The 26251-nt window shown below is 37.0% G+C and carries 18 protein-coding genes; 11 read left to right on the top strand and 7 right to left on the bottom strand.

Translation table 11 applies throughout. The features are described from left to right. From Q5N69_RS15065 to Q5N69_RS15040, 6 genes are all read left to right on the top strand, one after another. The coding region (locus Q5N69_RS15065) for an Ig-like domain-containing protein (protein WP_304369910.1) at window positions 1-4560 on the top strand (4560 nt) is incomplete at its 5' end. Beyond that, window positions 4560-6110, top strand: a complete 1551-nt coding sequence (locus Q5N69_RS15060; protein ID WP_304369909.1) for a TolC family protein — start codon at window positions 4560-4562, stop codon at window positions 6108-6110. The genes Q5N69_RS15065 and Q5N69_RS15060, both read left to right, overlap by 1 nt. Window positions 6111-6257: 147 nt before the next feature. Next, window positions 6258-7121, top strand: a complete 864-nt coding sequence (locus Q5N69_RS15055; RefSeq protein ID WP_304369908.1) for an efflux RND transporter periplasmic adaptor subunit — start codon at window positions 6258-6260, stop codon at window positions 7119-7121. A 1-nt stretch (window position 7122) separates the two neighbouring features. Beyond that, window positions 7123-8502 (top strand): efflux RND transporter periplasmic adaptor subunit, encoded by a 1380-nt coding sequence (locus Q5N69_RS15050; RefSeq protein ID WP_304369907.1) that lies wholly within the window; start codon window positions 7123-7125, stop codon window positions 8500-8502. A 122-nt stretch (window positions 8503-8624) separates the two neighbouring features. Continuing rightward, window positions 8625-10778, top strand: coding sequence for an HlyD family efflux transporter periplasmic adaptor subunit (locus tag Q5N69_RS15045; RefSeq protein ID WP_304369906.1), 2154 nt, complete (start codon window positions 8625-8627; stop codon window positions 10776-10778). 65 nt (window positions 10779-10843) lie between these two features. Next, on the top strand, window positions 10844-11659 hold the full coding sequence (locus tag Q5N69_RS15040) for a PhzF family phenazine biosynthesis protein (RefSeq protein ID WP_304369905.1): 816 nt from the start codon (window positions 10844-10846) through the stop codon (window positions 11657-11659). Window positions 11660-11768: 109 nt separating this feature from the next. On the opposite strand, the gene nhaD is transcribed toward Q5N69_RS15040, so the two are convergent. The 5 genes from nhaD to Q5N69_RS15015 all read right to left on the bottom strand — a co-directional run bounded on the left by nhaD (window position 11769) and on the right by Q5N69_RS15015 (window position 17319). After that, entirely contained in the window at window positions 11769-13010 is a 1242-nt protein-coding gene (gene nhaD, locus Q5N69_RS15035; protein ID WP_304369904.1) for a sodium:proton antiporter NhaD, read from the bottom strand. A gap of 332 nt (window positions 13011-13342) precedes the next feature. Next, window positions 13343-13828: a YHS domain-containing (seleno)protein gene (locus Q5N69_RS15030; protein ID WP_304369903.1), complete on the bottom strand. Its 486-nt coding sequence runs from the start codon at window positions 13826-13828 to the stop codon at window positions 13343-13345. Window positions 13829-14418: 590 nt separating this feature from the next. Beyond that, on the bottom strand, window positions 14419-14610 hold the full coding sequence (locus tag Q5N69_RS15025; protein WP_304369902.1) for a hypothetical protein: 192 nt from the start codon (window positions 14608-14610) through the stop codon (window positions 14419-14421). A 145-nt stretch (window positions 14611-14755) separates the two neighbouring features. Beyond that, complete coding sequence (locus tag Q5N69_RS15020) at window positions 14756-15907, bottom strand: anhydro-N-acetylmuramic acid kinase (RefSeq protein ID WP_304369901.1); 1152 nt, start codon at window positions 15905-15907, stop codon at window positions 14756-14758. Then, on the bottom strand, window positions 15907-17319 hold the full coding sequence (locus Q5N69_RS15015; RefSeq protein WP_369686665.1) for a peptidoglycan DD-metalloendopeptidase family protein: 1413 nt from the start codon (window positions 17317-17319) through the stop codon (window positions 15907-15909). Before Q5N69_RS15015 ends, Q5N69_RS15020 begins: the two co-directional genes overlap by 1 nt. Window positions 17320-17475: 156 nt before the next feature. Here Q5N69_RS15015 and tyrS point away from each other — a divergent pair, with 156 nt between their 5' ends. Then, window positions 17476-18675, top strand: a complete 1200-nt coding sequence (gene tyrS, locus Q5N69_RS15010; protein ID WP_304369900.1) for a tyrosine--tRNA ligase — start codon at window positions 17476-17478, stop codon at window positions 18673-18675. A 49-nt stretch (window positions 18676-18724) separates the two neighbouring features. Here the strand turns inward: tyrS and Q5N69_RS15005 are convergent, their stop codons facing one another. Continuing rightward, window positions 18725-19258 (bottom strand): helix-turn-helix domain-containing protein, encoded by a 534-nt coding sequence (locus Q5N69_RS15005; RefSeq protein WP_304369914.1) that lies wholly within the window; start codon window positions 19256-19258, stop codon window positions 18725-18727. Between the two features lie 113 nt (window positions 19259-19371). On the opposite strand from Q5N69_RS15005, the gene Q5N69_RS15000 reads away from it, so the two are divergent. The 4 genes from Q5N69_RS15000 (at window position 19372) to Q5N69_RS14985 (ending at window position 25820) form a co-directional block, all read left to right on the top strand. Further along, window positions 19372-20547: a benzoate/H(+) symporter BenE family transporter gene (locus Q5N69_RS15000; protein ID WP_304369899.1), complete on the top strand. Its 1176-nt coding sequence runs from the start codon at window positions 19372-19374 to the stop codon at window positions 20545-20547. 245 nt (window positions 20548-20792) lie between these two features. After that, entirely contained in the window at window positions 20793-21263 is a 471-nt protein-coding gene (locus tag Q5N69_RS14995; protein WP_304369898.1) for a hypothetical protein, read from the top strand. Between the two features lie 241 nt (window positions 21264-21504). After that, window positions 21505-22002, top strand: coding sequence for a DUF3016 domain-containing protein (locus tag Q5N69_RS14990; RefSeq protein WP_304369897.1), 498 nt, complete (start codon window positions 21505-21507; stop codon window positions 22000-22002). A gap of 281 nt (window positions 22003-22283) precedes the next feature. Next, on the top strand, window positions 22284-25820 hold the full coding sequence (locus Q5N69_RS14985) for an EAL domain-containing protein (protein ID WP_304369896.1): 3537 nt from the start codon (window positions 22284-22286) through the stop codon (window positions 25818-25820). Window positions 25821-25929: 109 nt separating this feature from the next. On the opposite strand, the gene Q5N69_RS14980 is transcribed toward Q5N69_RS14985, so the two are convergent. Next, window positions 25930-26232, bottom strand: coding sequence for a hypothetical protein (locus tag Q5N69_RS14980; protein WP_304369895.1), 303 nt, complete (start codon window positions 26230-26232; stop codon window positions 25930-25932). Window positions 26233-26251 lie beyond the last annotated feature (19 nt).

Below are 26251 nucleotides of genomic sequence, written 5' to 3'. Positions count from 1 at the left end.
ACAAGAAACGGCAGCTTATTTGGTAACGACAGCGATGTAGAAGGCGACACCATAGCAGTCACGCAATTTGTTATTGAGGGTGATTCAACAGTTTATACCCCAGGACAAGTAGCGACGATTTCGGGTGTAGGTACGCTGATGATCAACGGCACTGGCAGTTATAGCTTTGTGCCTGATGCTGATTACAACGGCGCTATTCCAAATGCAACGTACACGATTGACGATGGTAATGGCGGCACTGATACTGCGATATTGGCTTTTAGTAATATCTCATTAGTGATCGATATTACACCAGATAACTTAAGCACAAATGAAGATACTTCGGTATTACTTGATGTTTTAGCCAACGACAGTTTTGAGGCTAGTCCTCTCGTAACTGAATTCACTCAAAGTACAAATGGAATAGTAACCTTAGAGGCAGACGGTACAGGTAGTTATACACCAAATGAAAACTTTTTTGGTAGTGATAGTTTTACTTATACAGTTACATCAGGAGGAGTAACAGAAACCACGACTGTTACTATAAATATCATTGAACAAAATGATATTCCTGAGTCTGTTGGTATAGCTGACCAAAGTGCCGTTGATGGGCAAACAGTTTCTATCGATTTAAGTAATCGATTTAGTGATGTTGATGCAGACGACTTAACGTTTTCAAGTACAGTTTTGCCATCAGGATTAAGTATAGATCCTACTACAGGTGTTATTAGCGGTACACTTGATAACAGTGCTTCTCAGCATGGTCCAACAAATAATGGTATTTATGAAGTATCCATTACAGCGCTTGATGGTCGTGGTGGCAGTGCTGAAGAAACTTTCACTTATACCATTGTAAACGCATTACCTACAGCAGTTAATGATGATGTTGTTACTGAAGAAGATACATCAGCTACGATTAACGTGTTGGTAAATGATGGAAATCCAGATAGTGATTCACTAACTGTTACTGAAGCTGTTGCCGCTCATGGCACTTTAGTTATTAATTTTGATAATTCAATTACCTATACACCAGATATTGACTTCAATGGTAGCGACACAATCATTTATCGCATCATTGATGGAGATGGTGGAGAAAGTACGGCGAGTGTTAACGTGACTGTTACACCAGCTAATGATGATCCAACTAGCTCAGGCATTGCTAATCAAGCTGATGCAGACAGCAGCAGTATTAATTTAGACGTATCAGCTAACTTTAGTGATATAGATGGCGATGATTTAAGCTTTTCTGTAGCAGGTTTACCGCCAGGTCTTAGTATTGATGCTGTAACTGGCGTTATCACAGGAACGGTACCTAACGATGTTTCAATTACAGGTCCTTATACAGTAACGGTTACTGCTGATGATGGTAATGGTGGAAGTGTAGATACCAGTTTTACTTGGGCATTCGAAAATATTCCGCCAATAGCTGACGATGACTTTGCTACAACAGCAGAAGACACTTTCGTTATTATTAGTGTATTAGATAACGACACAGATCCAGATGGCGACCCATTAAGTGTTGTAGAAGCTTCAGCAGCTAATGGCACCATAGTTATTAATGGCGGCAATACGATAACTTACACGCCTGATGCCGACTTTATTGGTACAGACAGTATTAATTATCGTATCAGTGATGGTGCAGGTAGTTTCAGTACGGCAACCGTTACAGTTACAGTAACGCCAGCTAATGATGCTCCAATTGTGAATACACCATTACCAGCTGAAGCCGCTATTGATGGGCAAACGGTTTCAATCAACTTCTCTCCATATTTTAGTGATGTTGATGGTGACACCTTAAGTTTCACAGCAACAGGCTTACCTAGTGGTATTTCAATTGATGCAAATACGGGTGTAGTAAGTGGTACATTTGAAAATAATGCATCAGTATCTAGTCCTTATAACATCACAATTACAGCGAGTGATGATAGTGGCGCAACAGTAAGCGAAAGCTTCGATTGGAGTGTTGCTAATCCACCATTGCAAGCAAATCCAGATGTTAAAGATGTATTTGAAAACGCTACTATTACTGTAACGGCAACAGATGGTGTATTAAATAACGACTTAGATCCAGATGGCGATAGCCTTACTGTTTCAGCTGTAGAGAATAATACAGTTAACGTGGGGCAAGCCGTTGCAGGCTCTAATGGTGGTACATTCGTTATTAATGCTGATGGTTCTTACAGTTTTAATGCGAGTACAGATTTTGATGATTTACCAGAAGCAGGTAGCCGTACAACAAGCATTATTTATCAAGCATCTGATGGAGAGGGTGGGCTTTCAACAGCAACTTTAACCTTAACCGTTACTGGTGGAAATGATGATCCAATTGCTAGTGCAGATAATCCAACAACTGACGAAGATCTCGCTGTTAATGGAGTTGTTAGCGCGACAGATACTGAAGCCGATACACTTACCTTTGCTTTAACTGCTGCACCCACTAACGGTACGGTTATTGTTAATGCAGATGGTTCATATGTCTATACACCTAATGACAATTTCAACGGAACAGACACCTTTACAGTAACCGTTGAAGACGGTAATGGCGGCAGTGATATTGCAACCGTTACGGTTGATGTAGCATCTATAAATGATGCTCCTGTGATTGTAGGGGATAGTCAAACTACCAATGAAGATACTTCAGTAACGGGTACAGTAACAGCAACCGATATTGATAACGACCCTCTCAACCTTAGTGTTACTACTGAAGCTAATAACGGAAATGTCATATTAGATCCTAGTGGCAGTTATACCTATACGCCGAATGCAGACTTTAATGGAACAGATAGTTTTGCTATCACAGTTGATGATGGAAATGGAGGCACAAATACCGTTGTTGTTAATATTAATGTAAGTGCCGATAATGATGCCCCAACCGCTTCAACCTTAATTATTGGTAATGTTAATGACTCTGAAATTGTTAACATTGATACCCGTAGCGCATTTGACGACATTGATGGAGACACACTCACCTACAGCGCGAATGGTTTACCTGATGAATTAAGTATTAATACTAATACAGGACAAATTACAGGGACTCTTAGCAATAATGCATCACAAAGCAGTCCATATAATGTCACTGTCACGAGTAATGATGGTAAAGGAGGCGAGGTTTCAACAACCTTCACACTAACCGTTAATAACATAGCACCTGTAGCTCAAGATGATGTATTTACTGGAGACGAAGATCAGGTTATTACAGGTAACCTTCGTAGTAATGATAACGACCCAGATAATGATATAACAAGCATAGATACAACACCTGTTTCAGGACCATCGCAAGGTACTGTAATACTGAGTAGTGATGGTAGTTTCACTTATACACCAAATGCTGATGCTAATGGCACCGATAGCTTCACTTATCGTTTAATAGACAGTAATGGTGAATCTAGCGAAGCTACGGTAACTTTTGTTACAACAGCAGTGAACGATATACCTGTTGTGTTAAATGATACCGTACAAACAGACGAAGACACTCCTATCACTATCAATGTATTAGCAAATGATATTGATGTTGATGGCGATGCACTTAATGTTATCTCTGTAGATGGTCAACCGACTCTTGTTGGCAGAATGGTATTACTTATAAGCGGTGATAGTGTCGTACTCAATGCTGATGGCACACTAACATTCACACCTGCTCATAACACGAATGGTGAAACAAGTTTTGAATATCAAGTAATCGATGCGGAAGGAGAAAGGGTTACAGGCACCGTTAATATTAGTGTTACCGCTATACCAGACAGTACTGATATCAACCAGAGTCTTGAGATCGGACAGCAAGAAATCTCCACTGTACAAATTTTTGAAGCAGAGGCAACTGAAACAACCCCAAGCGATGATCGTTTTATTTCAGCACCAGGTATAGTTTTGGAAACTGTGTTTGATGTGAGAGATCTACATTCTACGGTTAATTTAACTGCAGGCGCGCCAATTCAAACAGCGGTTAACGACCTGCAAAGTCTAAATAGCAACGAAAATCTTCTGCAAGTTGAACATCCTATTTTAGAAGCTATGAGAAACCTTGATAACTTCAGTTTGTTCAATCAACGTATCACTGAAATATTTGACGCGGATATAAATCCATTTGAATCTGACAGCGATAAACTTGAAGACGATGATCAAGAAATTAACAGCTTACTTATACCTGCAGGAGACAGTGCCAACAACAAAACCACGGAAGAACTTTCTATAGAAACCATTGTTCGTAATCAAGCATTACTCATGAGTGTTCGTTCAATGGCAAATAACTCAGAATCTACTATCATTAATTATAACGTTACACGAGTAGATGGACGAGCGCTTCCTGACTGGATTTCTTTAGACAACAAAGGACTAGCTCTGTTAGAGGCGCCAGAACAAATGAAAGATATACAATTAAATATTCATGCTATTGATGCCAGTGGAATAAGCACTATTTACCCGGTTGAGCTGGATTTGTTTTCAGGAAAAATCGCTCAATTAGATTTCCCAGAGCAAGTTGATATCGACACTTTCGACAACCGAATTTCACAAGAAGCCTATGGTAGTTCTGTAGAGACAGCGGCTTTAATGCAAGCACTTAATACAACTAGGTTTCAATAATGAATTTTATCGCAAAATATTTATGTACTCAGGAGCAACAATCAATGAGAAGCCCAATTTTATCAGCCTTATTAGTTCTGTCACTGGGCGGTTGTACGGTGATACCACAACCTTTAGATAACGACGAGCTATCTAAACAAGCACAAGATCGTTTATCTAGAGTAACCATGGATCAAGAGCCAATAGCTAAACCGATTAATTTATATGATGCCATGGCACGAGCACTAAAATATAACCTTGATTATAAAGTTGAATTAATGGAAGAAGCGCTTCGAATGAAAGAGGTTGACCTATCTCATTTCGATTTATTACCTCAACTCGTAGCAACAGGTGGATACACAGGACGAGATAAATACGCAGGTGCTTCAAGTCGCTCATTACTTACTAATACAGAATCGTTAGAGCCTTCTACTTCAAGTGAAAGAGATGGCATAAATGCAGACCTAAGTTTGAGTTGGGATGTACTTGATTTTGGTCTTTCTTATGTACGCAGTAAACAAAAAGCCGACCAAGCCTTAATCGCTTTAGAAAACCGTCGTAATGTTGCTAACCGTATTATTGAAGATGTACGTACCGCTTTTTGGCGTGCTGTTAGCGCTGAACGTATGTTAACTAAACTTAACGGACTTGAACAAAACGTTGAAGACAATTTAGCAGGTTCAAGAGAGCTAGAAAAAAGACGTGCTACCGCACCATTAAAAGCTCTTACCTACCAACGAGAGTTGATTGGTATAAAAAGAGAAATACAAAGACTACAGCGTGAACTTATGATCGCCAAACGTCAGCTTGCCGCTTTGATGAACTTAACGCCAAATGACAAGTTTTCACTGGTTATACCCGATCGCTCTTCGCCAGTACTAAAGCAACCATATAAAGTAGATGATATGGTAACTTTTGCGTTAGTGAATCGTTCAGAACTACGTGAAGTTAGCTACCGTTTGCGTATTAATGAAAATGAATTAGATGCAGCTTTACTTTCTGTATTTCCGAGTTTTCGCATGTTTTTGGGGGCTAACTACAACTCAAACGACTTTTTGTTCAATGATAACTGGGTAAATTGGGGAGCTCAAGCAAGTTGGAATGTAATGAATGTTTTCCGTTATCCTACGCATAAAAAAGCCATTAAAGCGCAGGATGATTTACTTGATACACGTGCATTAGCATTAACCATGGCTGTTATGACACAAGTGCATGTAGCCCATGCTCGCTATAATCACTTATCAAAAACGTTTGCCACAGTACAAGAAGAGAATTCAATACAAGTGCGTATTATGGAACAAATACGTAGTGGTTTTAAAGCCGATACTGTTAGTCAACAAACCTTGATCCGCGAAGAAATGAAAAGTCTTATTACCGAAGTTAAATACGATATTGCATTCGCAGACATGCAAAATGCTTACGCAAACTTGTTTGCAGCGGTAGGAATAGATGACTTTGGTCCTGATATTACTGGCGCAGAATCTTTAACTCAAATCAGCTCTTCATTAGAAAATTTATGGGCATCACGAACAAACCAATCAAGGTTATCTGAAGTTATTAGTAAAGAATAAAAATAATTCTGAATTTTAATTAACTTATTAAACCAATAACGGTTATTTAGCTAGCTATAGTCAGGCATATATAGTCCATAGGTAGCTAAAAAATATACCAACACTTGATCATGGATTATGTATCAGGTTATAGAAGGACGGAATCATTTGGATAAATTAAGTTGTACCATTTCATTTATAAAGTATTCAAAATCAGTGTTTCATAGAGCTGGTTATCACAAACCTAGATTGGTGAATCCTCTTTCAATATTCATCAATCTATTGGTTGTTCAGGCGTTAAGTGTTGGCAGTGTTTTCGCACAAGATCAAGATTTAGGCTTTAATAGAGGCGCCTCGAATAGTGATTATGTACGTGGTGTTGTGGCTGCACGAGATACCGCCGTCATCAGCTCAAGCATTAACGGTAGTATGATCAAAGCAATACCTTTTAGTGATGGAGAAGCATTTAAAAAAGGTGATATTTTAGTACGTTTCGATTGTACTCGCAGCGAAGCAGAAGCTAAAGCCGCATGGGCAGCCGCGCATGCACTTGAAACAACATTAAACAGTAATCTCGAACTTGATCAATATGGTGCCATCGGAAAAAATGATGTGCTTATTTCTGAAGCAAACCTTAACCGCGCACAATCTGAAGCTGCGGCTTTAGATGCTGCAATTAAAGACTGTATTATAAAAGCGCCTTATTCAGGTAAAGTTGTTGAGCGTTTTTCTAGCCTTGCAGAAAGTCCAACAACAGGTACTCCTCTGATCAAAATCCACCGAGAAAGTAATCTCGAACTTAAGCTAATAGTGCCTTCTAATTGGCTATCTTGGTTAACGCCAGGAACACCTTTCTCCATTAAAATTGATGAAAATGGCAAAACTCATAAAGCGAAAGTTTTACGTATTGGTGCAACTGTTGACCCTGTGAGTAAAACTATTCGAGTGATCGGTCGCTTCGACGGCATTCCAAAAAATACCTTGCCAGGAATGAGTGGCTACGCAAGCTTTACCCCAGTGGAGCAGAATTGATATGAATTCTGAATTACATATAGCTACATCAGCAGAGCAAAAAAACACAAAAAATAAAACGGCCACACCTGAAAAGCTGTTGCAGTTTGAAGCTGAAATTCGTGACCAAGCCAGTGAACTAGAGCTGCTTTATCATTTAGTGAATGAAACCCGAAGTTTACTTAATTTTAGCCAGGCATTTGTGCTAAAGCCTGAAGGTAGTTCAGATGAAATGCAGGTTCATACCGTATCAAGCCTTGCCGTTATTGATAGAAATTCGCCCGCGATCCGTTGGATTGAAGAGTTGATATTAGGTTTAAGTAAAGATGTTGATTTAGCAAATACTCACGAATTCAAAGCTTGCGCTTATGCAGACTCGCAAGATCCAGAAACCGACGAGTACCCATTTACTCATATGTTATGGATACCAATAAAACAACGCGACGGAACTTACTTTGCGGGGTTATTGTTAGCTAGAACACTTGATTGGACACAAGGGGAAAGGTTAATTGTAGAGCGATTGATTTGTACGTACTCTCATGCTTGGCAAGCTTTTACTCCGCGTTGGGTCGACCGTCGAAAACCACGTTTTTCAAGCCTACAAAAAAAAATGATAATTGCTTGTTTGATCGTTATTGCATTTTTGCCTGTAAGATTGAGTGTGCTCGCACCCGTAAGAGTGGTTGCCGAGCGTCCCTTTATACTTGCCGCACCTACAAACGGTGTTATTGAACAAATTCATGTATCGCCTAATGCACAAGTAGCAAAAGGGCAGCTAATTATTAGCATGGAAGACATGCTTCTACGTAATGATGCTGCTATGGCCGCTGAAAAGTTGAAAGTCGCCGCCGCTCGTTATGCAAGAGCGAGCAGTGCAGCTTTTAGTGATCAAGAAGCCGCTCGAGATGTTGCTATTGCGAAATCTGAATTTCATCTGGCTGAAACCGAAGCAAGTTATGCTCAAGGCGTATTAGAGCGTGCACAATTGCGTGCTCCGCAAGATGGTATTGCAGTATATAGCGACAGAAGAGATTGGGAAGGAAAAGCCGTGTCGGTAGGTGAACATATTGTTGAAATAGCTGATCCTAAAAGAGTTGAGTTTATTATTGAATTACCGCCGCGTGATCTTATTGAAATCACCCTCGAAGCTAAGGTAACCGTATATCTCGATAATGCACCACTAAGTGCTGTGGCAGCAAAAGTCGCGCGTAGCTCTTACCATTCAAGCCGGTTACCCGATGGACGAGAAGCTTTTCTTTTAGCTGCTATTCCAACAGAGAGAGAGAATGATGTACGTATTGGTGCCCACGGTTCTGCACGGGTTTATGGAGGTTGGGTGCCATTGATTTATCGTATTCTACGACGCCCTATTGCAGCAGCACGTCAAACAATCGGTTTGTAGTAGGTTGACAGTTGGTATGACTGAAAGCGTTTTATTATGGTATATGAGGCAAGAACCAAACATAAATCATGAACTTATATTTAATCAAGAAGCGATAAAGAATAAGCTTGTAGGGGGAGGGCATGACTGAAACTGTATCAGCAAATATCAATCCTATTGTTGCGCAAATTCCGTTGCCAGAACTAAGGCAAGAGTTACAAATAAATCGCGGAGCTCCATTGATTGGAGGAGCACCAAGTTGGACTATTTACGACCCCATTCGTCATGCTTTTTTCGAAATAGGCCAACGAGAATTCGAAATTTTATCTCTGTGGCACCTAGGTGTACTGGATAAACTTATCGCAGCATTGAAACTTAGACATAGAGAATTATTACCTGAGGAGTTTGCTGAATTCACCTCATTTTTACTAAAAAATTCACTTACTGAAAAACCTCCAGGTGAAGCAGTGCAAAGTCTTTTAGAGCAAGCAGATGCTCGTTATCAAACGGCTTGGCAATGGGTGATGAGAAACTATCTTTTTACGCGTATTCCTTTAGTTCGCCCTGATAAGTTTTTACGAAAAACCTTACCCAGTATTGCTTTTATTTGGTCTACCCAAGCCATTGTTATATGGGCAATATTAACAACTTTAGGTCTATTTTTAATTGCGCGCAGTTGGGATCAATTTATAGCTACTTTCCCCGACTTTTTTAATCTACAAGGCTTTATTTTTTATGGTATTGGACTTATTGCCGTAAAAATACTTCATGAATGTGGTCATGCTTATACAGCGGTGCGATATGGCGCCCGTATATCGACTATGGGTATTGCTGTTATGTTGCTTTTTCCTATGCTTTATACCGATACAACAGATGTTTGGCGTTTACGTTCACGACGACAGCGGCTAGATGTTGATACTGCAGGTGTTCGCATGGAGCTAATGGTGGCTGGTTTAGCTGGGCTTGCATGGGCTTTATTACCTGATGGACATTTACGTAGCACGGCTTTTGTTTTAGCTACAACGGGTTGGATATTAAGTCTTTTTATCAACTTGAACCCTTTTATGCGTTTCGACGGATATTATTTTATGTCTGATGCGGTTGGTGTGCCTAATTTACAAGAGCGAACATTTGCTTTTGGTAAATGGCAGTTACGTGAATGGCTTTTTGGTTTAGGGCGTCCGATGCCTGAAGTAGTAGGTAAGTTTGGTGCTAGTTGGCGCACAGCCTTTGCTTACGGTACTTGGATTTATCGTGTGTTTTTATTCACAGGTATTGCACTTGCGGTCTATTATTTCTTTTTCAAAGCTTTAGGCATTATTTTGTTTGCGGTTGAAATAATATTCTTCATTGGGTTGCCTATATGGAACGAAATTAGACAGTGGTGGACTATGCGTAGTGAAATTTCAAACGGCTCTAGAAGCCGAAAAACAATGTTGGCTTTTATCGCATTACTTTTATTAACCTTTTTACCTATTGATACCCATGTAACTATCCCTGCAGTATATAGCTACGGTGGTGATATTCGCATTGTGGCACCTGAGTCTGCGCTCATACATAAGGTTGTGGTGAAAGATGGTGCACTCGTTGCTGCTGGAGACACTTTGTTTGAACTAACTTCTCCAGAATTAGACGTATCATTAACGCGTAGTCAGCTACGCATTGATTTATTAACGGCACAAATTAATCGAGCGGTGAGCGACAGAGTAGATCGAGCTCAACTACCAGTACTACAGCAAGAATTAATCAGTGAAAAAGATCGATTTACTCGCCTGACTGAACGTAATAATCGTATGGTGATAAAAGCCCCTATGGCTGGTGAAGTTCGTGATTTACGGCCTAACTTACATAAAGATCAATGGTTGGCGTCAGGAGCACAACTTTCTAGAATCGTTTCATCGTCACAAGCTGATGTTCGAGGTTATGTTCCAGCTATTGATAGATCTCGATTAACTTTGGGAAGTGAAGCTCGGTTTATTGCTGATGATCCGGCTTCGCCAGCGATTAAACTTTCTTTAAGCGCAATAGCTCCAGTGGCTGCTGACCAAATTGATCTTAGAGTACTCACCTCAGTCAATAGTGGTGATATTGCTGTAGACACGGATGACGATGGAAGATTAAAGCCACGCCAACCCGTTTACCTTTTAAAACTGTCCCCCGTAGACCTTGAACCTACGTCGGTTCATAGTGCACGTACTATTATTGGCGCTGTTGAAATACAAGCTGAATCAAAGAATCTTGCTTCGCGTATATTTCAGCAAGTAGCCCGCGTGCTTTCAAGTGAAATTGGTTTATAATGAAGCACTTGCTGTTATTTACTTAGGGATGGTCGTCTGTTGATTAGGCTGGCATATTAAAACGTATGAAATTAAAAATATATCAGATTGATGCGTTCGCATCTAAAATTTTTCAAGGTAATCCTGCGGCTGTTTGCCCATTAACTCAATGGTTAGATGACGATGTACTACAAAAAATAGCAGAAGAAAATAACCTCTCTGAAACTGCATTTTTTGTGATATCTGAGGATAGTATTCGTTTACGTTGGTTTACGCCAATGGAAGAAGTAGATTTATGTGGTCATGCAACGTTAGCAGCAGCTTTCGTGCTTTATGAATACCTTGATTATGCTAAACCAGAAGTGAATTTTATTACTAAAAGTGGTGAGCTTATTGTGAGTAAAAATGAGCAAGGTTTTAGTATGGACTTTCCTGCTTCAATGCCAAGTGTCATAGAGGCTCCGAAAGCTTTACTTGCTGGCTTAGGTTTAAACATAAATACAACTGATGAAGTTTTACCTACAAAAGTTATGGCAGCATTCGATTACGTTGTTGTGCTAAATAGTGAAGCGGAAGTACGTGCACTAAAGCCTGATTTTTCAAAATGGTTAGCACTTGATTTACGCGGCGTGGTTGTTACCGCTGTTGCTGATGATAATGCTGTAGACTTTGTTAGCCGAAGCTTTTTCCCTAAATTAAGCGTAAATGAAGATCCTGTTACAGGTTCTGCTCATTGTGAGATTGCTCCATATTGGAATGAAAATCTTAATTCTTCAGCTCGTATATTAACAGGGTTACAGGTATCTAAAAGAAGCGGTACTGTATTATGTGAAGTTAAAGGTGATAGAGTCATTTTAACGGGACAAGCAGTCAGTTATATGACAGGCGAAATAACGATTTAAGCTAACGTTTTAAGGCCAGAGAAAGTAGATTGGAAAATGCTTTCTATTATTCTCTATAAATCATTAAGAGAATAATAGAAGCAATCATTTCATAACATTGAACAGCGACTTAATAAAAGTGTTGTGCCAGCATTATAGTTACTACATAGCCAAAGACATAAGCGGCGAATAAAGCAGGGATGTACTTAGAGTAAGACATGAAAGTAATTTCTTTCATTTTACTCATAGCAATAATACCTGCCGATGAACCAATAACAAGTAATGAGCCACCTACACCTACAGCATATGTTAGTCCTAACCATTGTGGTGTGGTCAACGCTGGGTCAGCTTTTAATAAAGCCGCGGTTAAAGGTACATTGTCGAGTAAGGCTGAACCTATACCTGCTAAGAAGCTGGAAACATTTGGATCGAATTTATTGTAAATTTCAGTAATTAGTTCTAAAACACCAATCTCTTTCAACATACCGACAATTAATAAAATTCCTAAAAAGAACAACAAAGTGTCGTATTCTATTTTACGTACATAATCTAATATTAAGGTAACTTCGGTATCTGTTTTGTAGGTTCTGCCTACTAAAAACATAATAGAAAGACCTGATAAAAAAGTTAATACCGGTGGTATTTTAAAGAAAATGTTAAACGCCATCGTTAAGATAATGGTACTAAAAAATATGGCAGCAATAACAATATCTATTCTGTCGTAACTTTGTTCTGATGGCGTTATATTGGCTTGGCCTTTCGTACCAAAAGAAAGAATAATTGCTAAAAAGAAAACACTCGCAATAGCAGGAATAAGTAACATTAACAGTTCAGAGATCTTCACGTGACCATCTAAGAATATCATAAGTGTAGTTACATCACCGGTGATCAAAGACACACCACCTGAGTTAACGGCAAAAATAGTTAACACAGCCATTTTAAGCTTGGTTTTCTTATCTAAATCAAAAGATTGCAATAAGGTTAAGGTTACTAGTGTTGCGGTAACGTTGTCACAAATCGCTGATAGAACTAACGAGAATAAGGCAACTAATAACATAAGCCTGCGTTTTGAAAGCTGTGTGGGGAAAAGCTTTTGTACGGCAACCTGAATTACACCTTTAGCATTTAAATAGGCAACAAAGGTCATGGTAGACATTAAAAACAACCATAAAACAGCAATTTCTAAAAGGTTCTCTTCTAGATGGTGGTTAAGTGCTGAATGTTGATCAGGTTGTGCATGTATAAACAATGCAACCCATGAAATACATCCAAAAAATAGAGTGGTTTTGGCTTTATTAATATGTGTAACTTCTTCAAAAATAATACTTAATAAAGCAAGAACGGCAAAAGCAATAAGCAGGTATTCAAACATGATATTCGACTCGGTATTAACTAAAAACGTGTAGGCTAAAAAAATCAAACCTAGCAGAGGGCGCAATTAGAGCATGTATACTAATTTATGCTAAATAATTTTTAGAAAGATTATAATAAGGAAATCATATATAGGAGGTAAGTTGCTATAGAAAAAGTATTAAGACGAGTAGGTTACAGATTTAAAAGTGAGAGAAAAATTTGTTTAGATGATTTATCTTTAAGGTAACCAAATATTAACGTGCTGTTAGAAGATGAATAATCAGTATGTTCTTATTAATTTTTTAGTGCATATATAAAATTTAATATATGCACTTTAATATGTAATTTTACTTAGAACGTGCGTTTAAAAGTAAGCCAGTTATTATCTCTTACTATATTTTTTTGAGTAAAAGTAAACTTGTTAACTTTAACGTCTTGTTTGGCAACCTCTTCATTAAAATAAAGATAAAGTTTGTTATCACGCACTATAAAAGCTTCAGGGTTTGAATGAACAAGCTTGTTCTCATGGATTGAATGTGAGCAGTAACCACCATATTGAGGTATAAATTGCTCAGGGTTTTCTAAAAATTTATCGCGGTTTTCTGCTGATGAGAAATGCCAAGTTCTATTTTGATATTGGCAGCTATGTATAGATGTACCTTTAACTGCTTGATTTTTAGTAAAGTAAGCTACAGGATCAAAGCCGTCGATAGCAATTCCTTTTTCATTCGCTTGAATTGGGCTTGCTTGAATAGGATTCGACATAGTCTCTTTTGAGAAGATGTTTTTATCTTTTACCATTTCTTGGGCTGAGTTTGTTTTAATAGGGTTCGACATACTCTCTTTAGAGAATATATTTTTGTCTTTTATCATTTCCTGCGCTGATAATGAGAAAGACAATAAAATAAGTAAAATAATTTTTATTTTCAATTTAGTCACTAGTTATTAATAATTTTTAGTGAAAAGAATGTAGCATAATAATGGGAAAGCGGCAAAAAGCCATTTAGTTACAGACATGAATCAATGGTTAAAATAAAAAAGCTCTTATTCGTGTCTATTGATCTTTCGAGATTGTTTTTACAGCAAGGTGTTTGATATTTAGACAAGGCAGAGTATGTGACGTGTAGCTGGCTACTCGAACATACGATAACGCCCTGTTTATCCAAAGTTAGAAATATCAAACACATGCTGCCCTTTGGATTCATTTAAACCGAATTTACTCATTGCTGCCTACATGAAGTCCGTACTTGGGTTATGTTGGAACGTATAACCCGTGTTCGCTTTTTTAATACGACTGCATGGATGCAGAAGGTAGGGCGACTCAGGAGACAAAGCTCACATCGCGATTAAATCCGTTTTAAATTGAATAAAATTAAACTCTGAAAGTTCAACAGACCCTAAATAAGAGCTTTACATATATATTATTTTTAGTAGTAAGTGTCTTCTCTATTATGAGCTTGTGGATCTTCGATTAATTCCTCGAATTCTACTTCAAAACTGTTACTGTCGTTACAGTCTGCCATATAAATTCTTCGCGTTGAGCCATCAATTGAAGTAACCGTACCGCTACCTTTTTTGCTGCCACATTTCATACCTACGTGAATATCATCAAATTGCATCATTTCCCCTTAGCTTAACTATATATAGTAAGGCGCACAAACTAGATTGATTTATAATTGTAGTACAATCTTACAACAATGCGCGTCTTATTTTTGAACAACGAACAATCATTATAGAGAGAGACATTTTTATATCTAGTCTTTTTTACGGGTGAAACTCAATACCTAAAACTGCTTCTTTGCTAGCCCCTGTTACTGCTGGAATGTTGCCTGGAGTCTTTTTATCGAAAGCATAAGCAAACCAAGCAAAGGCAGAGGCTTCTAAAGCGTCACTATTAATGTCAATTGTGTCGCTACTTGTTACGTTTAGATTGTTAAGTTTTTGTTTTATTAGATTAAATAGGTAAGAGTTTAAGGTGCCGCCACCGCAAAGGTATACGTTGGCTTTCGTACTTAAAATGTTTATTTGATCGCTAATCGTTTGTGCTGTTAGCTCGGTCAATGTAGCTTGAATATCTTCAGTTTTTAGTTCTATGTTATCTTTAGACAGCTCAACAAACTCAGTTATATTTTTGTTTACCCAATCAAGATTAAAATATTCTCTACCTGTACTTTTAGGTGCTGGTAACTTGATATAAGGATCATTAAGAAAGTGCTGTAAAAGTGCTGAGTTTGTAGTACCTGATTGCGCCCATTCACCATTATGATCAAATCGACCTTGCTTGTGAGCTTTATACCAATCATCGATCAGTGCATTTCCTGGCCCAGTATCAAAACCTAATACTGACGTCTTTGTGTCTTTAGGAAGGTAAGTTACGTTAGCAATCCCACCTATATTAACTACAAATACATCTTCAGATTCGTTGGGAAATAATGCTTTATGAAAGGCAGGAACTAATGGAGCTCCTTGACCGCCTAGCACCATGTCTTTTGTTCTAAAGTCACCAATAACTCTTATATTAGTTAAAGTAGCTAAGGTTTGATTACAGCTGATTTGAAGTGTAAATGGAGCCGCTATGTCAGCTGTTATTGTTGGTCTATGGCGGATGGTTTGTCCATGATTGCCAATAGCGATAATTTTGTTTTTATCGAGCTTCTCTTTAGAAATAAATGCCTCAATAGCTCCGGCAAACTGTTTAGCTAGTAAAACATCTAAAGCAAAGGCTTTATCAATTTCATTAGATGCAGGTTGATAAAGTTGAGTTATCTTTTGATAGGTGTTTTCATCGTAAGCTTGGTAATAACTAGTAACAAGTTCAGGTTTACCTGATGAAAAGTCGACAAGTGCTAAATCTATTCCATCAGCACTTGTACCCGACATAAGACCAATATATAACTGATTGTTAATTGTGGTCATTACTGATTTGATTGTGTTTCTTGCATACTTAACATAACTTGGCGTGAGCCAGCCAGTTCAGCTAAACGTTGTTCAGCTAGCATTGCAAATTCTGCTTTGTCTTTTTTAGCTAAAGGGTTTGCATTAGGTAATTTTACTGTTCTAGGATTGCGATGCACGCCATTAAGTAAAAATTCATAATGTAAATGTGGTGCTTCAGACATACCTGTAGAGCCTACATAGCCAATAACATCGCCTTGTTTAACACGTTGACCTTTTTTAACTTTACGCTTAGAAAAGTGTAAGTATTTGGTCACAATATCATTACCATGCTGAATAAACACATAGTTACCATTGTACTTGTTATAAGCTGACTGAATAACTTTACCATTACCTGCCGCAACAACAGGGGTGCCTGTTTTGGCTCTGTAGTCAGTGCCGTTATGTGCTTTCCATTTTTTCTGTATTGGGTGAAAGCGCTTTGGCTTGAAGTTAGAACTAATATATCTAAAGTTTACTGGTGCGCGTAAAAAAGCTTTACGCATACTTTTCCCAGTAGCTGAGTAATATTCACCATCAGTAAATCGGATAGCTTGGAAAGGCTCATTTTGGTTAACAAATTCAGCAGCTAATATTTTCCCTGCACCAATAAATTCACCATCGATATATTTGTTTTCATAAACAACATGAAAGCTGTCGCCTGATCTAATATCTAAAGCAAAATCTATATCCCAGCCAAAAATGTTGGCTAAGTTAATTATTTGAGCATCATCTAAACCTGCTTCAATACCGGCACTCCAGAAATTCGATTTAATAATCCCATGGGCGGTAGTTTCTCTAATTTCTACTGTTTTAGTTTCTACGTGAGATTCGTAATGATCGGTATTCCAGTTTACATATAAAGTATCTGTTTTACTAAGAGGGTAGGTAAGCGCTACTAATTTGCCGCTTTCGTCTTTTGCTATATGAAGTTGATCACCAATATTTAATTTTTGTAGTAACTTTGAATCTTTACCTTTAGCAATACTTAATTCATGAGTTGTGCGGGGGCTGTAACCTAAACGTTTTAATATTTTTGCTAAAGAATCACCACTTTTTACTTTTGCGGTATCCCATGTATAGCTTTCAAAAAGCTCTGATTCATCTTCAGTAACTTCATCTATTTCATTTTTTTTATTTTCATCATCAGCTTCTACAGCAACATTGGTATTACTCGCTTGAGTCTTTTCACTTTCAGCTGAAGATAATGAGTTTTGAGGGACAGGTAATTGATATCTTTTACCAATTTCTAATGCTGTATCTTGCGTTTGACGTCCCGCAGTTGCTTTTTCAGAAGGTAAAATAAGCAAGAGCACAAATATAATAGTGCAAACACTAATTATAATTTTATGTTGCTTAGGCAGCTCTAGGAAGTAATTATGTATAATATTCAATCGTTTAACTTCTATTGTCTAAATTTTACGAAAAGGCGAATGAGTAACTATAACAAAAAAAAACAAATACAACAGCTATAGGGTTTTATCCTAAGCATAAAGTGCAGTAGAATTCGTCTATAAAATATCAAAAATTACCCCCTATTGGAGCCCTGAATGACCGATGTCAGCCAAGCGTTTGAAGAAATTAAACGCGGTGCAGAAGAGATCTTGTTAGAAGATGAGTTACTTGCAAAGTTAAAAAAAGGTAAGCCATTAAAAATAAAAGCTGGTTTTGATCCTACCGCTCCCGATTTACACTTTGGACATACCGTACTTATAAATAAGTTACGTCAGTTTCAACAGTTAGGTCATGAAGTTATATTTCTTATTGGTGACTTTACAGGAATGATTGGTGATCCGACGGGTAAAAACGTTACACGTAAACCGTTAACCAAAGAAGATGTACTAGCCAATGCTGAAACATACAAAGAGCAAGTATTTAAAATTCTAGATCCGGCTAAAACTACAGTAGCTTTTAACTCTACTTGGATGGACCAGTTAGGTGCTGCAGGTATGTTGAAACTTGCTTCTCGCCAAACGGTTGCTCGCATGATGGAGCGTGATGATTTTAAAAAGCGTTATGCTGGCGGTCAAGCTATTGCTATTCACGAATTTATGTACCCACTTGTTCAAGGTTGGGACTCAGTGGCTTTAGAAGCTGATGTTGAGTTAGGTGGTACAGATCAAAAATTCAATCTATTAATGGGTCGTGAACTACAAAAGTCTGAAGGGCAACGTCCTCAAACGGTACTAATGATGCCATTGTTAGAAGGTTTAGATGGCGTACAAAAAATGTCTAAATCATTAAACAACTATATTGGTATTACAGATAGCCCAACAGAAATGTTTGGTAAAATGATGTCGATTTCAGATGTATTAATGTGGCGTTATTTTGAATTGTTAAGTTTTAAGCCGATCGCTGAAATTGAAGCTTACAAAACTGATATTGAGAACGGTGCTAACCCTCGTGATGTTAAAATTAATTTAGCGAAGGAGTTAATTGCTCGTTTTCATGACGAAGACGCAGCTGAAGCAGCTCATCAAGAATTTATCAACCGTTTTCAAAAAGGTGCAATGCCTGACGAAATCCCAGAAGTTGATGTTAATTCAGAAGATGGCACTATTGCTATCGCCAACTTGTTTAAAGATGCGGGTTTAGCTGCAAGCACTTCTGAAGCTATGCGTATGATAAAACAAGGTGCGGCCAAACTTGATGGTGAAAAAATTGTTGATAATAAATTAGCCATTGAAGCTGGAACAACAGGTATTTTTCAAATTGGTAAACGTAAATTTGCGAAAGTAACAGTAAAGTAAATCACCTCTTAATTGTTTCATACAAAGCCAGTAATAATTACTGGCTTTTTTATGTGTTTTTTTTACCTTCATCCGTATAAAAAATCACATTATGAAACGTTGCTGTTTTAGCTGACAGGTTACGATATCCATGCTCCACATCTGCGTTAAACTTCACAAATTCACCTTGTTTTAAGTGATGCCACTGGTTGTTAATGAAATATTCCATTTCACCATCAATAACAATAAGGTGTTCTATTACGCCTTTACTGTGCGGTACTGATATATGTTGATGTGCTGGCTCTAAAGTTAATAGTAGAATTTCGCTTTTTGTTGCCGGATCAAAAGAAAATAAGGTAGAAACAGCGATGCTTTTTTCCGTAATGAGTTTTTTAGGCTCTACATTATTACTTTCTAATTCACCAAAGAAATAAGTTAAGGGTAGTGCAAAACCATTGGCTATTTCCCATAATTTACTTACTGTTGGACTTGACTCACCACGTTCAATTTGACCTAACATGGCTTTTGAAACACCAGTATTTTTACTTGTAGTATCAAGGCTCCAGCCTTTATTGCTTCTTGCTGACTTTAGTTGAAGGCCGATAATATTATGAGGAAGGCTAATATGGATTCTCCTTGTGCGTTATTGCGCACGGTGTTATAAGTAATAATTAAAATATTTTTCAAGCGTACGTTAAAACATACAAACGTCTTATTATGGGAGTCTGGTCTTTGTTAGTCAATCGAGTATTAAACGCTACTCTTGCTGGTTTTGTTGCTGTTCTAATTGGTTTTACAAGCTCTATTGCGCTTATTTATCAAATGGTTATTAATTTTGGTGGTGATGCTAATCTTGCTGCTAGTTGGCTATTTACTTTAGGTTTATCGCTAGGCATTAGTAGCATAGCGCTATCATATTTTTATCGTATTCCTATTTTAGTTGCTTGGTCGACTCCTGGTGCAGCATTATTAATTGGTAATGCCCAAGGGCTCACGATAAATGAAGCTGTTGCAGGTTTTATCTTTTCTGCCGTACTCATATTCTTATGTGGTGTAACCGGTTGGTTTGAAAAGCTGATGAATAAAATCCCTTTTCAATTGGCAACAGCGATGTTAGCAGGTGTTTTAGTTAATTTTGGAATAGGTGTATTTGATCAAATGAATACACAGCCTTTTCTTATTATGGTTATGTTTATTGTTTATCTTGTTAGTAAGCGTGTTTTTCCTAAATACACTATGTTGTTTGTATTAGCTGCTGGTGTAATCGTTGCGGATCAAACAGGTCTGATCCTACCTAATGATGCCAAATTTACTTTTGTTGGGCTTACATACATAGCACCCAATTTCACTATGCAGAGTGTGCTTGGTGTTGGTATTCCTCTTTTTATTGTAACTATAGCAGCACAAAATTTACCTGGAATTGCTGTGTTAAAAGCACATGGATATAAAGCGCCCATTTCAAAAATACTGAGCTTTACAGGGCTAGCAAATGTAGTTGCAGCACCTTTTGGTGGTTATTCTTTAAATTTAGCTGCGATAACTGCGGCTTTGTGCATGAGTGAAGATGTAGACGCAGATCCTAATAAACGTTATTGGTCAGCTGTTGCTGGAGGCATTTTTTATATTCTTATGGGGATTTTTTCTGGTTACCTCATTGGAGTGTTTTCTACATTTCCAGCCGCACTAATTTTTGCACTAGCGGGATTGGCCTTATTTGGTACTATCACAAATAGTATTAAACAATCTTTATCGGATGAGCATTATCTGGAAGCGTCAATGATCACCTTTTTAGTCACAGCATCAGACTTGAGCATGTTGGGTATTAGTTCAGTAATGTGGGGCTTGATTGCAGGAATATTTACTTTATTTATAATGAACGTATTTCGTCGGTAATTAACAGACATGAAAATGTGCAAATGGTAGCAGGTTTTATATTGCGGGATTGATTGGAGGAATAGATAGAGGCATAAAATGTTTCAATGGTTAACAGGTTCTATATTGTGGGATTGATTGCAGGAATAAATAAGAGGCATGAAAATGTGCCAATGGTTAACAGGTTCTATGTCACGGGATTAATTGCAGGAATAATAACTTTATTTATAATGAATGAATTCTGTCGATAAGTTAGGGGCTTAATAATGTATAAATGGTTAACAATTATGGGGATTGTTTGCTTTGGGTTTGTAGTTGTATTACTAAGCTTAGGTTATGCACTTAAAGAAAACGAAGCTGCAACAACTGCTCTTAAAAATAAGCTAAACCAAGAAAAGCTTAATGCTACAGAACAAAGCTCTCCTAAAGCACAATTAACTTTTGTTGATAAAGACAAGGTGAATCTAGATAAGCTAACACGCTATAAAAATATTATCGTTAAAAACGTTACCTGCGTGAATTCAGCACAATGTGTGCTAATTGATACAAAAGAAGTTGGTTTGAATTGCGTAGTCGCTGTAAATACGATTGGTGCATCTTTATTAATGAAGGAATTGAGAAAAGATTTTGAGGGTAAATCAATTCCACAAAATAACTGCGATGTTCAAGCAAAGAACTTAACACAAGTTTGCGCGCAAAATATGTGTCAGGTAGAAGCATTAATTACGGAAAAATAATGTCCTTTTCAGTGTAGTTGGTAGCACTTGATTACATTTTCAGTAATGAAATTACTTACTAAATAATGTCAGTAAAGTTAAGCTATTTTTATAAAGGGTGATTTAGATAGAAAAGTTCCATTGCATGAGACGTTTTATGTATAACAAAAACGGTTAATGGCAACATCTAAGTAAAACTTTAAAATTGAATACATTGCTGCAAAGTTCACTTAAATAACAACAGACTTTTTTTGGAGGTAATATGAAAATATTAAAAATATCTTTAATACCATTCTTTTTACTCACTACTATAGGAAGTGCCACAGCAGGTGAGTCTGAAGTCATCTGGACAGAGCCCGATAAATATACTGATGTTCGCTCAGGTAACGAAAATAGAAAGCATTTTAAAGAAAGAATATTTAAAAATTTTGAAAAACACTTTGCCAAATTAAGTGAAAAGTTACCTGAAGGGAAAACACTTAAAATTAATGTAACGAATGTTGATTTAGCCGGTGATGTTCGTTTTTCTAGTATGCAACAAGTCCGTATTGTTAAAGATATTTACATTCCTCGTATAGAGTTTAGCTATGAGTTAATCAATACCGATAAAAGTATTGCAGCCTCCGGAGATGTGGATTTAAAAGATATGGGCTTTATGACTTCTTCATCTTCTTATAAATCAAACAGCGTCCTTTATTACGAAAAACGTATGATAGACAAATGGTTTAAAAATACATTCGTACCAGACAAAATCGATTAAAACCACGAACCTCTATGCCGTTAATTTGGTATAGAGGTATAAATGACTATCTCTAGTATTTCTTACCTTTTCTCTACTTCATTAAATCTAGTTTACATCTAGCGCTAATATTATAAATTTAAGCACTGAACTGGTTGACTTCATCGCTATATAAATCATTGAACATTGCTCAACAAAAAAGCAAAAAGTGTAAATTTCTGCTACGATCAAGTTAACTAATAAATATCTGATATTGTTAAATGTATAAAATTTTCTATGGAATGATTCTTCTCTGCGTGATGATGTCGCAAGCATCTTCTTCAGATAAAGTGGTCTTGCAGCTGAAATGGGAACATGAATTTCAATTCGCGGGTTATTATGCGGCACTTTGGCAAGGTTACTACAAAGATGTTGGTATAGATTTAGATATAAAATCCATAACTCGGCCTGATGGCACATTTGTATCTGCGGTGGGCGAAATACAAAATGGGAATGCTGACTTCGCCATAGGAGGCGTTGATATTCTCACTGCAAAAGATCATGGTTTAGACGTTGTGGTTTTATCCTCAATATTTCAACGAAGCCAATATGCTGCATATTCTCTTTCAGATACCCCCATAGAGGATCTCTTACAACTATCTAAATTACGCATTGGAGCTACATCCATAAGTTCTGGTCAAGCTGAGATTGAAGCACTGTTTATTGCTCATGGCTATGATCTTAATAAGATTGATTTTGTAAATACCTCAGAACCTATAGATGCATTAATTAATAAGGAAGTAGATGCTGTATTTACACATGAAGTTTATATTTCTTTTAAAGCTAAAGAAAAAGGAATCATTCTTAATAAATTAGACCCAATAGATTTTGGTGCGAGTTTTTATGGGGATACGTTATTTACTTCTTTGCAGCTAACCCAAAGAGACCCAGAGCTTGTCGCTAATTTTATCTCAGCGTCTAAAAAGGGTTGGAAGTATGCGTTAAGCCATAAAAAAGAACTGATTAATAGAATAGTTAACGACTTGCCTCGCTATGCATACAAATATGAAGATCTTTATGGTTACAACCTGGCTTATGCTGAAATAGTTGACTCATTAATAAATTACCCTGAGCAGTCAATTGGCGAAATCGATCCTAATCGTTGGATTGCGATGAACGACAGTTTACGAAAACTGGGGATTGTCAATTCTCATCTAGTTGAAGAAGAATTCTTTTTTGATAAATTTAATGAAGCAACAAATTTATCATTTAGTTTTATCTTATTTTTTATACTAATCCTTCTTGTTATTGGTATGTATATTTCATGGAATAAACGTAGCATATTATTAGCTATTACATGCCTTTTCTTGTTTTCATATGTTATTGATTTGCAAGTTGTAAAAATACTTAATAAAGACCATGCCCAAAAGAATAAATTAAATCTTTACAGACAGTTAACTTCAATTAGTGCCAAACTTGAAAGAGACTTACAAACAAATTTATCTATGTTAAGTGGCTTTGCTGCTTATATCTCTGCTGAACCTAATTTAGATCAAGATGATTTTAGTAATTATGCACAAGAGATATTTAAAAAAGAACCCATGCTTATCAACTTTGCTGCAGCTAAAGGTTTAGTTGTTAATTATGTATATCCTTTAAAAGGCAATGAAAAGGCGATAGGGCTTGATTACCGTAAAAATGTCGCTCAAAAGCAGATGGTAATGCAAGTGACTAATACTGGGCGATTATTGGTTGCTGGCCCGGTTCTATTAGTTCAAGGAGGTAAGGCATTTATTGGTAGAGCTCCTATTTATACAGGTAAAGGAGACGACCGTAATTTATGGGGGATTATTTCTGCGCCACTGGATTCAGACATGTTATATCTTAGGTCAGGTGTTCTAGCTACAACTAAGTACTTTAATTTGGCGATACGCAGTATTGATATAGAAGGGGGGGAAAGCGCTGTTTTTTTTGGTGAACAGGCTACTTTTGATAATCCAGATAATATTCAAATAGCTATTAATGTTGGTGCGGGTACATGGCAGTTGGCCGCTACACCTAAAACGATTAATAATACCGAAATTAATATTATCATTTTTAGAATGATCTTAATCCTATCAACGTTGATTATATGTGTCTTTGCCGTGGTTCGTATTAGACAACAAAATGAACAACTAAAACTTCAAGCAACTATTTTAACGAACCAAGAGTTACTTGAAAATGTAGGACAAGTAGCAAAAATAGGCGGATGGAAGCTAGATAAAGATTTACAGTTTATTGATTGGTCCAAGCAATCATCACGTTTATTAGGTAAACCGTTAGATTTTCGTCCCTTTGTTTTAGATGACGTCTCTGACCTATTCGATACGTCGGAATTTAATGAGTTGAAAAATAGCATAGAACAAGCTTTTCTTACTCATAAACACTTTGAGCTTGATTTAGAGTTAGTGTCTGATAAAGAAGTTAAAGACTGGCTTCGTGTCATCATGAACGTATCTAAAAAAGATATGAAAGATGTTTTAACGGGCACTATGCAAGATGTAACAGATAAAGTGCTGAGTGGAAAAATTATAGAACATCAAGCCACATACGATGCTCTAACTAATTTACCTAATCGAGTTTTATTTAATGACCGTTTAGAAAACGCGATGGAAATAGCTGCAAGAAAAAATAATAAAGTGGCTGTGCTTTTTATCGACTTAGATAGGTTTAAAGATATTAATGATAATCATGGGCATCAGGTAGGCGACAAATTACTAGTTTCTGCTGCAAATAGAGTTAAACATAGTGTACGTGATTATGACACGGTATCGCGATTAAGCGGTGATGAATTTGGGGTTATCATTTCAGACATTCATAAATTATCAGATGCTATACACATCAGCGATAAGATTCATGAGGCGATGCAAAAAAGTTACGACATTGATGACAAGTTTTTATATTGTAGTGCAAGTATTGGTATTGCCATTTATCCTGAAGATGGTGTTGATGCTGCGTCATTAATTCAAAAAGCCGATCAAGCTATGTATGAAGTTAAAGGCAGTGGAAGAAATGGCTGTCAGTTTTATACAACTGAAATGCAAGTTAAATCGGAATATCGGCATAATCAACTTAATGATTTAATTGCCGTTATTGATGCCAATAAAATCATTCCTTATTTTCAACCTATTCTTGATTTAAATACGAATACCGTTTGTAAGAGTGAGTCTTTAGCCAGATGGCAAAAAGATGATGGAACATTCGTACCTCCTGTAGAATTTATTGAATTGGCAGAAGAGTCGGGTTTAATCAATAAAATAGATTTAGCTATGCTACAAAACTCGGCGCAACAACTTATTTCAATTAACCAAAATGGTCATAATATTGGGTTAGCAATTAATATTTCACCTCGTATTTTTCATACGAAAGATAAAGCACTAGAAAATTGGATGGTGTGTATTAAAGAGCTAAGCCAAGAGTTAAATATTACGATTGAAATAACAGAAAGGTTACTAACAAGTGACTCTGAAAAGGCTTTGGATGTTTTAAATACATTGAAAGGGTATGGAGTCAAAATAGCAATAGACGATTTTGGTACTGGTTACTCATCATTGAGTTATTTAATAAAGTTTCCTGTAGATATTATTAAGATTGATCGAAGCTTTGTCGATGACATAGGTAAAGATGCGTCAGTAGAAACTCTAGTTGAGACGATTTTATTGATGGCTAAAAAACTGGGTTTACGTGTTGTTGCTGAAGGTATTGAAACTCAAGAGCAGCTAGACTTTTTAAAGGCGCTTGAGTGTGATTATGGGCAAGGGTATTTCTTAGGGCGTCCGATGCCGGAAAATGAGTTTTCTCATTTTGTTAAACAGAAGTAAGAATTCAATAACGATTCAAGGTTAGCACCATAATCTAATATGAATGTTTAGCAAGTTGACTTCATTTCATAATAAAGTGTTGTTATGGAATGAAGTCAGTGAGGAAAGCTTATTTATAACTTTCTTCAAAGCTACCTAGTACGATAAAAAGCTGCTCAATTTTTTTCACTATGTTAATAAGTAATTTTTGATCTTGGTTTTTTTGCCATAAGATAAATTCGTCTGCAACTTCTTCAACATAAGGTTGAAAAGTATTAGCTGTACAATTAAAGCCTGCTTCTTTTTTAAATACCGCTTCAAAGCCTGCTTGTGTTTTCTCTCTTAAATCAGCTAGTGTTGCATCTGCAGCTAACGATTTTTTTAAAACTAATGAAATGTTATCAAGTAATTGTTGATTTACAGTGCTGGTCATGAATTTAAGCTCTTTGTTT

This window comes from Pseudocolwellia sp. AS88 (assembly GCF_030551755.1).
Classification (GTDB): domain Bacteria; phylum Pseudomonadota; class Gammaproteobacteria; order Enterobacterales; family Alteromonadaceae; genus Pseudocolwellia.
The sequence above is the reverse complement of the archived record's forward strand: the minus strand, read 5'-3'. Positions and strand labels throughout refer to the sequence as shown.

What these genes read in the sequence shown, in the direction of transcription:
- Q5N69_RS15060 (WP_304369909.1), top strand. Translation starts at nt 4,560, where the DNA reads ATGAATTTTATCGCAAAATATTTATGTACTCAGGAGCAACAATCAATG.
- Q5N69_RS15050 (WP_304369907.1), top strand. Translation starts at nt 7,123, where the DNA reads ATGAATTCTGAATTACATATAGCTACATCAGCAGAGCAAAAAAACACA.
- Q5N69_RS15045 (WP_304369906.1), top strand. Translation starts at nt 8,625, where the DNA reads ATGACTGAAACTGTATCAGCAAATATCAATCCTATTGTTGCGCAAATT.
- Q5N69_RS15040 (WP_304369905.1), top strand. Translation starts at nt 10,844, where the DNA reads ATGAAATTAAAAATATATCAGATTGATGCGTTCGCATCTAAAATTTTT.
- nhaD (WP_304369904.1), bottom strand. Translation starts at nt 13,010, where the DNA reads ATGTTTGAATACCTGCTTATTGCTTTTGCCGTTCTTGCTTTATTAAGT.
- Q5N69_RS15030 (WP_304369903.1), bottom strand. Translation starts at nt 13,828, where the DNA reads ATGTCGAACCCTATTAAAACAAACTCAGCCCAAGAAATGGTAAAAGAT.
- Q5N69_RS15025 (WP_304369902.1), bottom strand. Translation starts at nt 14,610, where the DNA reads ATGCAATTTGATGATATTCACGTAGGTATGAAATGTGGCAGCAAAAAA.
- Q5N69_RS15020 (WP_304369901.1), bottom strand. Translation starts at nt 15,907, where the DNA reads ATGACCACAATTAACAATCAGTTATATATTGGTCTTATGTCGGGTACA.
- tyrS (WP_304369900.1), top strand. Translation starts at nt 17,476, where the DNA reads ATGACCGATGTCAGCCAAGCGTTTGAAGAAATTAAACGCGGTGCAGAA.
- Q5N69_RS15000 (WP_304369899.1), top strand. Translation starts at nt 19,372, where the DNA reads ATGGGAGTCTGGTCTTTGTTAGTCAATCGAGTATTAAACGCTACTCTT.
- Q5N69_RS14995 (WP_304369898.1), top strand. Translation starts at nt 20,793, where the DNA reads ATGTATAAATGGTTAACAATTATGGGGATTGTTTGCTTTGGGTTTGTA.
- Q5N69_RS14990 (WP_304369897.1), top strand. Translation starts at nt 21,505, where the DNA reads ATGAAAATATTAAAAATATCTTTAATACCATTCTTTTTACTCACTACT.
- Q5N69_RS14985 (WP_304369896.1), top strand. Translation starts at nt 22,284, where the DNA reads ATGTCGCAAGCATCTTCTTCAGATAAAGTGGTCTTGCAGCTGAAATGG.
- Q5N69_RS14980 (WP_304369895.1), bottom strand. Translation starts at nt 26,232, where the DNA reads ATGACCAGCACTGTAAATCAACAATTACTTGATAACATTTCATTAGTT.